We start from the raw sequence: 12,786 nt of genomic DNA on the forward strand, positions 1-12,786 counted from the left end.
GGTTGATGTGTTTACCTTGTCCAGTACAGGACGCAACCATTCGCGATCTCCATAGTGAGTTAGCATCACTGCCGGGAACTACCGCTGTCTTCTCTTAAGTACATCAGGAATTATCATAAATGCAACATTTATTTTACCTGAATGCAACTTTTAGGACTGCCCCTACATGGAAAATCAGTCTTATATAGAAATATTACAGAAATATAACAATAAGATAGTCCTTCGAAAAAATAATGTCCCCGCGAACTGTCGCAGGGACGATTATCAGGCTTCTATCAGACCCTGAGCGAGCCAGGCGTTCGCGTCACGCGCGCCGGGCAGGGCAAAGAAATAGCCGCCGCCGATGGGCTTAATATATTCCTCCAGCGCTTCGCCGTTGAGCCGCTTCTGCACGGTGAGGAATCCCTTCTCCAGATCGTGCTGATAGCAGACAAACAGCAGTCCCATATCAAGCTGACCGGAGTTGGTCACCCCCAGCGAGTAGCTGTAGCCCCTGCGCATCATCAGGCTGGATTGCGTCTCTTTGGTGCGAGGATTGGCGAGGCGAATATGGCTGTCCAGCGCGATGACGTCCCCGTTCGGATCGCGGGCGTAGTCGGGTTCATCGTGCTCGTGCTTCATGCCGAGCGGTGCGCCGGTTTGCTTATCGCGACCGAAGATAGTTTGCTGCTCTTTCAGCGGCGTGCGGTCCCAGAACTCCACGTGGAACTGAATGATACGCACCGCCTGATAGGTGCCTCCGACCGCCCAGGCCGGTTCGCCCTGATCCGCCGTCACCCATACCACGTTCTTCATCAACGCGGTATTGCTGCTGTCCGGGTTGGCGGTGCCGTCTTTGAAGCCCAGCAGGTTGACCGGCGTCTCTTTCCCTTTACTGCGCGCGGCGTGGTCAGAGATAAAACCTTCCCGCTTCCAGCGCACGCTCAGCAGATCCGGGGTGTGCTTGATAATATCGCGCAGGGCATGGATCACCGTATCCTGGGTATTAGCGCAGATCTGCAACAGCAGATCGCCGTGGCACAGCGCCGCGTCGAGAGAATCATTCGGGAATCGCGTCATTTTTTGCAGCGCTTTCGGCTTCTGCTTCGCCAGTCCGTAGCGATCATCAAACAGCGATTCCCCCACCGACACGGTGATGGTCAGATTATCGGGAGCGATAAACGCGCCGAGGATGCCGGAATCCATCGGCGGCAGGCGCGGATTCGGTGTTTCCGGTGCGGGACCGCCGGCGGTGAGGAAGGCAATACGCGTGGTCAACAGCCTGAACAGACGCTCAAGGTCGGCTTTATCACTCGCCAGCGAATCGAAAGCCACCAGCATCATCGAGGCCTGCTGCGGCGTCAGGATCCCCGCCTGGTGCTCACCATAAAACGGCTGCGTTTCCATACGCGCATCCGGGGAGAGCGTGCCGGGGGCGCTTTGCGGTTTTGCCGCATGCGCCACCGGACAGCCGCCCGCCAGGGCAAACGCGCCGCCCAGCGCCCCTACCCCTTTTAACAACCGACGTCGGGAAGGTTCCGCCACGTCGTACTCGTCATGCTTGTTCATCGCTTAATCCAGACCCAGTACGCCACGCAGCAGGGAGAGATCTTCCGCCAGGGTGGTTATCGGGCCTTTCAGCGCGTTACGGTCAGCATCGGTCAGCTTGTCGTAGGTTTCGAACCCGTCTTTGGTGCGGTATTTCGCCAGGATAGCGTCAACTTTCTTAAAGTTGGCATCCACTTTCGCCAGCAGCTCGCCGTTCTCTTTTTGCAGCTGAGGCCGCAGCAGATCGACAATTTTCTGTGCGCCGTCGACGTTCGCCTGGAAGTCCCACAGGTCGGTGTGGCTGTAACGATCTTCTTCACCGCTGATTTTGCTGGCGGCCACTTCTTCAATCAGGCCCGCTGCGCCACCCACCACTTTCGACGGTGGGAATGCCAGCTCGCTGATGCGTTTTTGCAGCTCCAGCACGTCGCTGTTGAGCTGCTCGGCGTATTTCTCCATCCCACTGGTGGAGTTATCGCCAAACAGGGCTTTTTCCAGACGGTGGAAGCCGGTGAATTTCGGATCGGCGGCCTTCTGCTCGTAGTCGTCTTCACGGGCGTCAATGCTGCCATCGAGGTCAGAGAACAGTTCGGCAATCGGCTCAATGCGCTCGTAGTGCTGACGGGTAGGCGCATACTGGGATTTCGCTTTTTCGATGTCGCCCGCTTTCACCGCGTCGGTAAAGGCTTTGGTGCCTGCCACCAGGTCCGCTGTCTCTTTGGTGACGTAGGCTTTATAGGCGGTAATGGCGTCGCCGAGGCTCAGCAGCGCCGTGCCTTTGGCCGCGTCCGCCGTCGCTGCGCCTTTGACGATCAGCTTACCTTTCGGGTTAGTCAGCAGGCCGCAGGTCATGTCATATTCCCCGGGCTGAAGATTTGCGGTCATCTTCTGGCTGAAGCCCGGCGCGATATTCTCGCGCTCTTCCACCACCATCACGCCTTTCAGAATTTCCCACTCCAGCGCCTTCTGGCTGTGGTTCTGAATAATAAACTGCGTTTTACCGCTGTTAACCGTGATGGTCATCGGCTCGCACTGTTTATCGTTGACGGTGACTTTTACCTGCGGAATATCTGCCGCCTGAGCGGTGAAGGCAGACACGAACAGCGCGGCAATGCCTGCGCATAACGCACTACGACGGAACTGAATGGCCATGACTCTTCCCTTTAAAAGTATGTTGTAACTAAAACAGCACTTACGGCGCTACGCGCGACGTCTGCGAGCCGGTACGCGGCGGCATAGCGAACAGGATCAGCGCCGGAACCAGATAGATAAAGTACATCGCCACTTCGCTGACGCTCGGCGTTTCCTGGTAGCCGAAGATCCCTTCGAGCAGGGTACCGGTCAGTGAATGGGTCGACAGGACGTTGCTGAGATCGAACGCCACGTCCTGGAAGTGGTTCCACAGACCCGCTTCGTGGAAGGCGCGGATCGCCCCTGCCGCCAGCCCTGCGGCCACCAGCAGAATAAACAGGCTGGTCCACTTGAAGAACGCGCCCAGGTTAAGACGAATGCCGCCCCAGTAGAGCAGGAAGCCAAGCACAACCGCCGTGGCCAGCCCGAGCACCGCGCCCAGCGGCGGCCAGATGCCCACGTCCTGCTGAAAAGCCGCGAGCAGGAAGAACACAGACTCCAGGCCTTCACGCGCCACGGCGAAAAAGACCATCATGATCAGCGCCCAGCCGTGGTGGTTGCCTTTTTGCAGGGCGTTATCCACCGCCTGCTCAAGCTGTACCTTCACGTTACGGGAGACCTTGCGCATCCAGAACACCATCCAGGTGAGGATCACCACCGCAATCACGGCGACGATCCCTTCAAACAGCTCCTGCTCTTTCTGCGGGAACTCCCCGGTGGTTTCGTTGATGAGGATACCGAGGCCCAGGCAGAGCGCCGCAGCAAGGAAAACCCCAACCCACATGACGCCAATCCAGCGTCCGCGCTGGGTACGCTTCAGATAACTGGCGATAAGGCTAACAATCAGGGCCGCTTCAAGGCCTTCACGTAACATAATGAGAAAAGGAACAAACATGCCGACACCTTAAATGTTTATCGCGGTCAACTGATGCAAAGAAAAGTAAATTCTTGTGATAGTGATTATCATTACGGCAACAAGAAAAACAAGCGAAATGTGTTGAGTTTTGATGACCAGATGTAAACGCATTGCGGAGTAATAATTGCCTGAGTAACCGTTACGTTTATAAGGTATAACGAAAATGCCCATTTACGGTTAACCGGGGCTGTGGCTAAATGTCCGCCTCGAAAACCAACTGAAAATAAGCCATGTTTAAAATTGTCCATTTCCTGCTGGCGCTGGTGATTATTCTTGCGCTCGCCTGGCTGGTGAGTTTCGACCGCCGAAAAATTCGTATTCGTTTCGTTTTACAGCTGATCGTGATCGAAATCGCGCTGGCGTTCTTTTTCCTCCACGCAGAAAGCGGCCTGTTTATTATTAAATACGTTTCCGGTTTCTTTGAGTCGCTGCTTAAATTCGCTGCCGAAGGGACGAATTTTGTCTTTGGCGGGATGGGTGAAAAAGGGCTGGCGTTCATTTTCCTTGGCGTGCTCTGCCCCATTATTTTTATCTCGGCGCTGATTGGTATTCTTCAGCACTGGCGTATTCTGCCGATCTTTATTCGGGTGATCGGGACGCTGCTGTCAAAACTGAACGGCATGGGCAAGCTGGAATCCTTTAACGCGGTGAGTTCGCTGATCCTCGGTCAGTCGGAAAACTTCATTGCCTACAAAGGCGTGCTGGGCGATCTCTCCTCGCGTCGTCTGTTTACGATGGCTGCCACGGCCATGTCGACGGTTTCGCTGTCGATTGTCGGGGCCTATATGACTATGCTCGACGCCAGGTTTGTCGTCGCGGCGCTGATCCTGAACATGTTCAGCACCTTTATTATTCTTTCGGTCATTAACCCGGCCCGCCCGGAAGCGGAGCCGGATATCAGGCTGGAAAAACTGCACGAATCCCAGAGCTTCTTTGAAATGCTGGGCGAGTATATTCTGGCCGGTTTTAAGGTGGCGATGATTATTCTGGCGATGCTGATTGGCTTTATCGCCCTTATTAGCGCCATTAACGCCCTCTTCTCCGGCATATTTGGCATGAGCTTCCAGCAGATTCTGGGTTATGTGTTTTATCCGCTGGCGTGGCTTATTGGTATTCCGCTGAGCGATGCCTTAAGCGCGGGGAGCATTATGGCAACTAAACTGGTGGCGAATGAATTTGTGGCGATGATCGAGCTGCAAAAAATAGCCCATCAAATGTCACCGCGCGGGCTGGGGATTTTATCCGTGTTCCTGGTATCGTTCGCTAACTTCGCTTCCATTGGCATTGTGGCGGGGGCAATAAAAGGTCTGAATGAGCAACAGGGTAACGTGGTGTCGCGGTTTGGTTTACGCCTTGTATACGGGGCAACGCTGGTAAGCCTGCTGTCGGCGAGCTTTGCGGGGTTGGTGCTGTAAGTTTTGTGCCCGGCGGCGCTTCGCTTGCACGGGCCTACGATACAACAACGGCGGGTTTCCCGCCGTTTTTCATTAAAACTGCACGCACACCGGCTGGTCGACCCGCATCACCGACTCCTGCGCGAAGCGTGACTTATAGATCCCGCGCAACGCTTCGATATTCTTCTCACTCTGCGCGTCTTTAGCGTGGATCAGCATCAATGCCTTGCTCGGCTCGCGCGCCACTTTTCCATCATTCCCCAGCCACTGACCGCGCGCATCAAATACCGTTAAACCATCGCGAAAGCGTGGCGTCACGTCCTGGTCGACAAACTGCTGCCATTCGTTGCCTGTGATTTGCGCCCCGGCAGGACGGTTTAAGCCGAAATAAAGCGTGGTCTGCTGCATCTGATTTTCTGCTTTGCAGGTTTTCACCGCCGCGTGCTGTGCGGGTGCGCTACAGCCCGCCAGCATCACGAATGCTGCCACCATTAACCCTGTTTTAATTCTCATTGATGAAGACTCACATAAGTGAAAGGACTATCCCCTCTCCCCACCGGGGAGAGGGTTAGGGTGAGGGGAAAATTACTCAGCCTGGAGCTTAGACGGCGGCGCTGAGTGATAGTGCGCGTCCGCCTCCGCAAAGCGTTTCTGCATAGACGCAGACGGCGCTTTACCCAGCAGGCTAAACACCACGATACCGAGGCTGCCGAAGATGAAGCCCGGAATGATTTCGTACAGGCCCAGCCACGCGAACTGTTTCCAGACGATAACGGTTACCGCACCGATAATCATCCCCGCCAGCGCGCCGTTGCGGGTCATGCGTGACCACAGTACAGAGAACAGCACCACCGGACCAAATGCCGCACCGAAGCCCGCCCAGGCGTAGCTCACCAGCCCCAGGACGCGGTTTTCCGGGTTTGCCGCCAGCGCAATCGCCACCAGCGCAACCACCAGCACCATAAAGCGCCCTACCCACACCAGCTCTTTCTGGCTCGCGCCCTTACGCAGGAACGCTTTGTAGAGGTCTTCGGTGATGGCGCTGGAGCACACCAGCAGCTGACAGCTCAGGGTGGACATCACCGCCGCGAGGATCGCAGAGAGCAGGATGCCGGCGATCCACGGGTTGAACAGGATCTGCGCCAGCTCGATGAACACGCGCTCGGCGTTCTGGTTCACCGCGCCCGCCTGCGCCGGGTTGTTGTTGAAGTACGCGATACCGAAGAAGCCGACCGCACACGCCCCCGCCAGACACAGGATCATCCACGTCATGCTGATGCGACGCGCGTGAACGATGGTGTGGTGAGAATCCGCCGCCATGAAGCGCGCCAGAATGTGCGGCTGGCCGAAGTAGCCCAGGCCCCAGCCCATCAGAGAGACAATGGCGACGAAGTTCAGCCCTTTCAGCATATCGACGTTTTCGATGCTCTTCTGCTTGATCACTTCCAGCGATTCGCCAAAGCCGCCGACGGTGAAAATGACAATCACCGGAGTCAGGATCAGGGCGAAGATCATCAGGCTCGCCTGCACGGTATCGGTCCAGCTTACCGCCAGGAATCCGCCCACGAAGGTATAGAGGATGGTTGCTGCGGCGCCGGCCCACAGGGCGGTTTCATAGCTCATGCCGAAGGTGCTTTCGAACAGGCGCGCGCCCGCCACGATGCCGGAGGCACAGTAGATGGTGAAGAACAGCAGGATCACCACCGCGGAGATAATGCGCAGGATACGGCTGTTATCTTCAAAGCGTCCGGTGAAGTAGTCCGGCAGCGTCAGGGCGTTGTTGTTGGCTTCGGTGTGCACGCGCAGACGGCCTGCCACCAGCTTCCAGTTGATCCACGCGCCGACGGTCAGGCCGATGGCGATCCAGCTTTCGGAGATACCGGAGATGAAAATCGCGCCCGGCAGCCCCATCAGCAGCCAGCCGCTCATGTCGGAAGCGCCCGCAGAGAGTGCGGTGACCATCGGGCCTAAGCTGCGCCCGCCGAGGATGTAGTCGTCAAAGTTTTTAGTGGAACGCCATGCCAAAAACCCTATCAGGATCATGCCAAAAATATAAACGAGAAATGTCACCAGCATCGGTGTGCTAATAGCCATTCAAATTCTCCAAAATGTCGAGCGACAACCGTCCGGGTTGCCTTGTTATGTCATCACCGGAACGTAGTGATGTGTGTATGTGTTTCCGTTGGGCGCGCTATCCTGCCGTATACGCATCCCACTGACAAACGATTTAACACTGCATTTACATGAATTTCATCCCTGGTTTTATACGTCTTTCCTATAGGTTGCACTCGCTCACGCTTTTACGGGTTGCACCTTTAAAAAGTGTTAAGCACCGCATAAAAACTGGGCTCAGAAACCGCCGCACGTTCTTTTTCACAGCTAACTAATCGTTAACAATCCATTCATTTTCCAGCTTGCAGACCAGGTCACATTTAACACGGTTGCACAAAGTTGCAACATGGTGGATATTTCACGCTATCAACAGAACGCTATTACAGAACAACAGGAGTTTTGGCATGGGGATGACCACCATGGGGGTTAAGCTGGATGACGCTACCCGCGAACGGATTAAAACCGCTGCGACCCGCATCGACCGCACACCGCACTGGTTAATCAAGCAGGCGATTTTTAACTATCTGGAAAGACTGGAGAGTGAAGAAGGTCTGCCGGAGCTGCCTGCCCTGCTGGCGGGTGCAGCGAACGAAAGCGAAGAGGCCGCGACGGCTGTTGAAGAGAACCACCAGCCGTTCCTGGAATTTGCCGAGCAGATCCTGCCGCAGTCCGTCAGCCGCGCCGCCATTACCGGCGCCTACCGCCGTGCCGAAACCGACGCCGTGCCGATGCTGCTGGAGCAGGCGCGCCTGCCGGAAGCCGTTGCCGCTCAGGCGCACAGCCTCGCGTATCAGCTCGCCGACAAGCTGCGTAACCAGAAAACCGCCAGCGGACGCGCCGGTATGGTGCAGGGTCTGTTGCAGGAGTTCTCCCTCTCCTCGCAGGAAGGCGTGGCGCTGATGTGTCTGGCGGAAGCGCTGCTGCGTATTCCGGATAAAGCCACCCGCGATGCCCTGATCCGCGACAAAATCAGTAACGGCAACTGGCACTCCCACATTGGCCGCAGTCCGTCCCTGTTCGTTAACGCCGCCACCTGGGGCCTGCTGTTTACCGGCAAGCTGGTCTCCACCCATAACGAAGCCAACCTGTCGCGCTCTCTGAACCGCATCATCGGCAAGAGCGGCGAGCCGCTGATCCGCAAGGGCGTGGACATGGCGATGCGCCTGATGGGCGAGCAGTTCGTCACCGGGGAAACCATTGCCGAAGCGCTGGCGAACGCCCGCAAGCTGGAAGACAAAGGCTTCCGCTACTCCTACGACATGCTGGGTGAAGCGGCGCTGACCGCCGCCGACGCGCAGGCCTACATGGTCTCTTACCAGCAGGCGATCCACGCCATCGGTAAAGCGTCCAACGGTCGCGGTATTTATGAAGGTCCGGGCATCTCTATCAAGCTTTCCGCCCTGCACCCGCGCTACAGCCGTGCGCAGTACGACCGGGTGATGGAAGAACTCTACCCGCGCCTGAAGTCCCTGACCCTGCTGGCGCGCCAGTATGACATCGGCATCAACATCGACGCCGAAGAGGCGGACCGTCTGGAGATCTCCCTCGACCTGCTGGAAAAACTGTGCTTCGAGCCGGAGCTGGCGGGCTGGAACGGGATTGGTTTCGTTATCCAGGCCTACCAGAAACGCTGTCCGTTCGTCATTGACTACCTGATTGACCTGGCCAGCCGCAGCTGTCGCCGCCTGATGATCCGTCTGGTGAAGGGCGCCTACTGGGACAGCGAAATCAAACGCGCCCAGATGGAAGGTCTGGAAGGTTATCCGGTCTATACCCGCAAGGTCTATACCGACGTCTCTTACCTCGCCTGCGCGAAAAAACTGCTCGGCGTGCCGAACCTGATTTATCCGCAGTTCGCCACCCACAACGCCAACACCCTGGCGGCGATCTACAGCCTCGCGGGTCAGAACTACTATCCGGGCCAGTACGAGTTCCAGTGCCTGCACGGCATGGGTGAACCGCTGTACGAGCAAGTGACCGGTAAAGTGGCCGACGGCAAGCTGAACCGTCCGTGCCGAATCTATGCCCCGGTAGGTACCCACGAGACCCTGCTGGCCTACCTGGTGCGTCGTCTGCTGGAGAACGGGGCGAACACCTCCTTCGTTAACCGCATCGCCGATACCACCCTGCCGCTGGACGAACTGGTGGCCGATCCGGTACAGGCCGTTGAGAAGATGGCGGCGCAGGAAGGCCAGATTGGTCTGCCGCATCCGAAGATTGCCCTGCCGCGCGAGCTGTATGGTGCAGGCCGCGTCAACTCGGCGGGTCTGGATCTGGCGAACGAACACCGTCTGGCGTCGCTCTCTTCCGCCCTGCTTAACAGCGCATTGCAGAAGTGGCAGGCCAGGCCGATCCTTGAGCAGTCCGTTGAGGACGGTGAAATGCAGCCGGTGATCAACCCGGCAGAGCCGAAGGACATCGTCGGCTACGTGCGCGAGGCCACGGAAGCGGAAGTGGAGCAGGCCCTGGAGAGCGCGGTGAACAACGCGCCAATCTGGTTTGCTACCCCGCCGCAGGAGCGTGCCGCCATTCTGGAACGCGCGGCGGTGCTGATGGAAGATCAGATGCAGCAGCTGATCGGCATTCTGGTGCGTGAAGCGGGTAAAACCTTCAGCAACGCCATCGCCGAAGTGCGCGAGGCGGTCGACTTCCTGCACTACTACGCCGGTCAGGTGCGCGATGATTTCGACAACGAAACCCACCGTCCGCTCGGCCCGGTGGTATGTATCAGCCCGTGGAACTTCCCGCTGGCGATCTTCACCGGCCAGATTGCCGCGGCGCTGGCCGCAGGCAACAGCGTGCTGGCAAAACCGGCAGAGCAGACCCCGCTGATTGCCGCCCAGGGCATTAACATTCTGCTGGAAGCGGGCGTACCGGCGGGCGTGGTGCAGCTCCTGCCAGGGCGCGGTGAAACGGTCGGGGCCAAACTGACCTCCGATAACCGCGTGCGCGGCGTGATGTTTACCGGTTCGACCGAAGTGGCCTCCCTGCTGCAACGCAACATCGCCACCCGTCTGGATGCGCAGGGCCGTCCTACCCCGCTGATCGCTGAAACCGGCGGCATGAACGCCATGATCGTGGACTCCTCCGCGCTCACCGAGCAGGTCGTCGTTGACGTGCTGGCCTCTGCCTTCGACAGCGCGGGCCAACGCTGTTCCGCTCTGCGCGTACTGTGCTTACAGGATGACGTGGCTGACCACACGCTGAAGATGCTGCGCGGTGCGATGGCGGAATGCCGCATGGGCAACCCGGGCCGTCTCACCACCGACATCGGGCCGGTGATCGACGCGGAAGCCAAAGCCAACATTGAAAATCACATTCAGACCATGCGTGCCAAAGGCCGTCCGGTGTTCCAGGCGGTGCGCGAGAACAGCGAAGATGCCCGCGAGTGGCAGACCGGCACCTTCGTGCCGCCAACGCTGATTGAGCTGGCAAGCTTCGACGAGCTGAAAAAAGAGGTCTTCGGTCCGGTACTGCACGTGGTGCGCTACAACCGTAACAACCTCAACGAGCTGATCGATCAGATCAACGCCTCGGGTTACGGCCTGACGCTTGGCGTGCATACCCGTATCGACGAAACCATTGCCCAGGTGACCGGCAATGCTAAAGTCGGCAACCTGTACGTCAACCGCAACATGGTTGGCGCGGTCGTGGGCGTGCAGCCGTTCGGCGGTGAAGGTCTCTCCGGCACCGGCCCGAAAGCGGGCGGTCCGCTCTATCTGTACCGCCTGCTGGCGAACCGTCCGGAAAATGCGCTGGGCGTAACGCTGGCGCGTCAGGACGCGGAATATCCGGTGGATGCGCAGGTGAAAGCCGTGCTGACCCAGCCGCTGGACGCGCTGATTAAGTGGGCTGAAAATCGTCCCGAGCTGCATGCGATTGCACAGCAGTACGGCGAGCTGGCGCAGGCGGGAACACAGCGTCTGCTGCCGGGTCCAACCGGTGAGCGCAACACCTGGACGCTGATGCCGCGCGAGCGTGTGCTGTGCGTGGCGGATAACGAGGAGGATGCGCTGGTGCAGCTGGCAGCCGCAACGGCAACGGGCTGTGAGGTGCTGTGGCCGGAAGATGCCCTGCATCGCGACCTCGCCAAACAGTTGCCAAAAGCGGTCTCGGCCCGCATTCGCTTTGCGAAGGCCGATGCCCTGCTGACCCAGCCGTTTGACGCGGTGATCTACCACGGTGATTCCGACCAGCTACGCGAACTGTGCGAGCAGGTGGCGGCCCGCAGCGGCGCGATTGTCTCGGTGCAGGGCTTCGCCCGCGGGGAGACCAACCTGCTGCTGGAGCGCCTGTACGTTGAGCGCTCGCTCAGCGTTAACACCGCGGCGGCGGGCGGTAACGCCAGCCTGATGACAATCGGTTAATCGTGTAAACTCTCCCCGGTGACGCTACGCTTACCGGGGCTACAAAATAGCCCAGGCCGGATAAGCACAGCGTATCCGGCTTTTTTACATGGAGGGGATGATGAAAAGAGTATTTCTCGCAGGTGCAGCCCTGCTCATGAGCGCCAGCGCGCTGGCCGACGAGTGCGATAACGCGACCACCCAGCTTGAACTGAACACCTGTAGCGCGCAGCAGTACCAGGCCGCCGATAAAAAGCTCAACGAGACGTATCAGGCCGCCATCAAACGTGCGGCAGCGCCTCAGCGCGATCTCCTGAAAAAGGCGCAGCAGGCGTGGATTAGCCTGCGCGACGCGGACTGTGCGTTTATCGGTTCGGGTACGGAAGGCGGGAGCGTTCAGCCAATGATTGTGAACCAGTGTCTGGCGGAGAAAACCGCGGAGCGCGAAGCGTTTCTGGCCACGCTGATGCAGTGTGAAGAGGGCGACTTAAGCTGTCCTCTTCCGCCGGGAAACTAGCGCACGCGGATCCCTTCGATAATCATCCGCTGTACGTTTTCCAGGGTGCTCTGGAAAAACGCCTCGTCCTGGAGCGTTTTACCGGTCACCGCCTCGACCTGGGCCGCGAAGTCAGCGTAGTGCTGGGTTGAGGCCCAAATCATGAAGATCAGATGATGCGGATCGACGGGCGCCAGTTTTCCGCTGGCGACCCATCCGGCAATAATGGCTGATTTATCGTCCACCAGCTGCTTTAAATCGCCGGTCAGCTCCGCCTGCAACAGCGGCGCGCCCTGCAACATCTCCAGGCAGAACAGCCTTGATGCCTGCGGGTAATCACGCGATACCTCCAGCTTCAGGCGTATGTACTCCTCTATCGCCACCAGCGGGGCCAGCTCTTCGCGAAACGCCTTGAGAGGTGCCAGCCAGATATCGAGGATCTGCTGCATCACCGCGATATAGAGCGCCTCTTTTGACGGGTAGTAGTAGAGCAGATTGGTTTTGGACACCCCGGCCTGCTCGGCCACCTGCTCAAGGCGCGTGCCGTGAATACCAAACTGCGAAAATGTCTCCAGCGCAGCGCTGAGGATCGCCTGTTTCTTGGCGCTCACCGCCTGCGAACGTTTACCGGGTGTTTTCACTGCGCCTTGTGTCATTTTCGCTCTCCATTTTCTGTCCTGCGCTCAGCATAGCAAAACCCCCGTCTCGCCACGACCTTCTGCACCCTCAGCGCGCATGAGTGCCTGTTTTCTGTGCAATGATTTTGACCATCCAGTCCACATTTTCGCTGTTAATTTTAACAACCATCATTTAACACATTAATAACAAAGTGATTTTCAAAACTGGCACTGCCTTTGCAAAAAC

At 58.0% G+C, this 12,786-nt stretch carries 9 protein-coding genes; 3 read left to right on the top strand and 6 right to left on the bottom strand.

Translation table 11 applies throughout. From position 1 onward, the window contains the following. Positions 1–264 precede the first annotated feature (264 nt). From efeB to efeU, 3 genes are read right to left on the bottom strand one after another with little or no spacing between them, the layout of a single operon-like run. Positions 265–1,548 (bottom strand): iron uptake transporter deferrochelatase/peroxidase subunit, encoded by a 1,284-nt coding sequence (gene efeB / locus SK54_RS15480; RefSeq protein ID WP_023296295.1) that lies wholly within the window; start codon positions 1,546–1,548, stop codon positions 265–267. Between the two features lie 3 nt (positions 1,549–1,551). Then, complete coding sequence (gene efeO / locus SK54_RS15485) at positions 1,552–2,679, bottom strand: iron uptake system protein EfeO (protein ID WP_045349210.1); 1,128 nt, start codon at positions 2,677–2,679, stop codon at positions 1,552–1,554. Between the two features lie 40 nt (positions 2,680–2,719). Beyond that, entirely contained in the window at positions 2,720–3,553 is an 834-nt protein-coding gene (efeU, locus tag SK54_RS15490; RefSeq protein ID WP_017384765.1) for an iron uptake transporter permease EfeU, read from the bottom strand. Positions 3,554–3,804: 251 nt separating this feature from the next. On the opposite strand from efeU, the gene SK54_RS15495 reads away from it, so the two are divergent. Then, positions 3,805–4,989: a NupC/NupG family nucleoside CNT transporter gene (locus SK54_RS15495; protein ID WP_017384766.1), complete on the top strand. Its 1,185-nt coding sequence runs from the start codon at positions 3,805–3,807 to the stop codon at positions 4,987–4,989. A 72-nt stretch (positions 4,990–5,061) separates the two neighbouring features. Here SK54_RS15495 and SK54_RS15500 read toward each other — a convergent pair whose 3' ends face one another. Next, on the bottom strand, positions 5,062–5,481 hold the full coding sequence (locus SK54_RS15500; RefSeq protein WP_048247562.1) for a DUF3574 domain-containing protein: 420 nt from the start codon (positions 5,479–5,481) through the stop codon (positions 5,062–5,064). 72 nt (positions 5,482–5,553) lie between these two features. Continuing rightward, the gene (gene putP, locus SK54_RS15505; RefSeq protein ID WP_017384768.1) at positions 5,554–7,062 is read right to left on the bottom strand and encodes a sodium/proline symporter PutP; all 1,509 of its coding nucleotides are present in this window, start codon (positions 7,060–7,062) and stop codon (positions 5,554–5,556) included. A 422-nt stretch (positions 7,063–7,484) separates the two neighbouring features. On the opposite strand from putP, the gene putA reads away from it, so the two are divergent. Together putA and SK54_RS15515 are read left to right on the top strand one after the other, a co-directional pair. Then, positions 7,485–11,447: a trifunctional transcriptional regulator/proline dehydrogenase/L-glutamate gamma-semialdehyde dehydrogenase gene (gene putA, locus SK54_RS15510; RefSeq protein ID WP_048247563.1), complete on the top strand. Its 3,963-nt coding sequence runs from the start codon at positions 7,485–7,487 to the stop codon at positions 11,445–11,447. A 100-nt stretch (positions 11,448–11,547) separates the two neighbouring features. Continuing rightward, positions 11,548–11,943, top strand: coding sequence for a lysozyme inhibitor LprI family protein (locus SK54_RS15515; RefSeq protein WP_017384770.1), 396 nt, complete (start codon positions 11,548–11,550; stop codon positions 11,941–11,943). On the opposite strand, the gene rutR is transcribed toward SK54_RS15515, so the two are convergent. Further along, entirely contained in the window at positions 11,940–12,578 is a 639-nt protein-coding gene (gene rutR, locus SK54_RS15520; RefSeq protein ID WP_003858090.1) for an HTH-type transcriptional regulator RutR, read from the bottom strand. The genes SK54_RS15515 and rutR overlap by 4 nt on opposite strands. Positions 12,579–12,786: the final 208 nt, after the last annotated feature.

The organism is Enterobacter sp. MGH120, from assembly GCF_001037725.1.
In the GTDB taxonomy this organism is placed as follows: domain Bacteria; phylum Pseudomonadota; class Gammaproteobacteria; order Enterobacterales; family Enterobacteriaceae; genus Enterobacter; species Enterobacter hormaechei_C.

Coding starts and splice junctions, on each gene's coding strand:
- efeB (WP_023296295.1), bottom strand. CDS start 1,548: ATGAACAAGCATGACGAGTACGACGTGGCGGAACCTTCCCGACGTCGG.
- efeO (WP_045349210.1), bottom strand. CDS start 2,679: ATGGCCATTCAGTTCCGTCGTAGTGCGTTATGCGCAGGCATTGCCGCG.
- efeU (WP_017384765.1), bottom strand. CDS start 3,553: ATGTTTGTTCCTTTTCTCATTATGTTACGTGAAGGCCTTGAAGCGGCC.
- SK54_RS15495 (WP_017384766.1), top strand. CDS start 3,805: ATGTTTAAAATTGTCCATTTCCTGCTGGCGCTGGTGATTATTCTTGCG.
- SK54_RS15500 (WP_048247562.1), bottom strand. CDS start 5,481: ATGAGAATTAAAACAGGGTTAATGGTGGCAGCATTCGTGATGCTGGCG.
- putP (WP_017384768.1), bottom strand. CDS start 7,062: ATGGCTATTAGCACACCGATGCTGGTGACATTTCTCGTTTATATTTTT.
- putA (WP_048247563.1), top strand. CDS start 7,485: ATGGGGATGACCACCATGGGGGTTAAGCTGGATGACGCTACCCGCGAA.
- SK54_RS15515 (WP_017384770.1), top strand. CDS start 11,548: ATGAAAAGAGTATTTCTCGCAGGTGCAGCCCTGCTCATGAGCGCCAGC.
- rutR (WP_003858090.1), bottom strand. CDS start 12,578: ATGACACAAGGCGCAGTGAAAACACCCGGTAAACGTTCGCAGGCGGTG.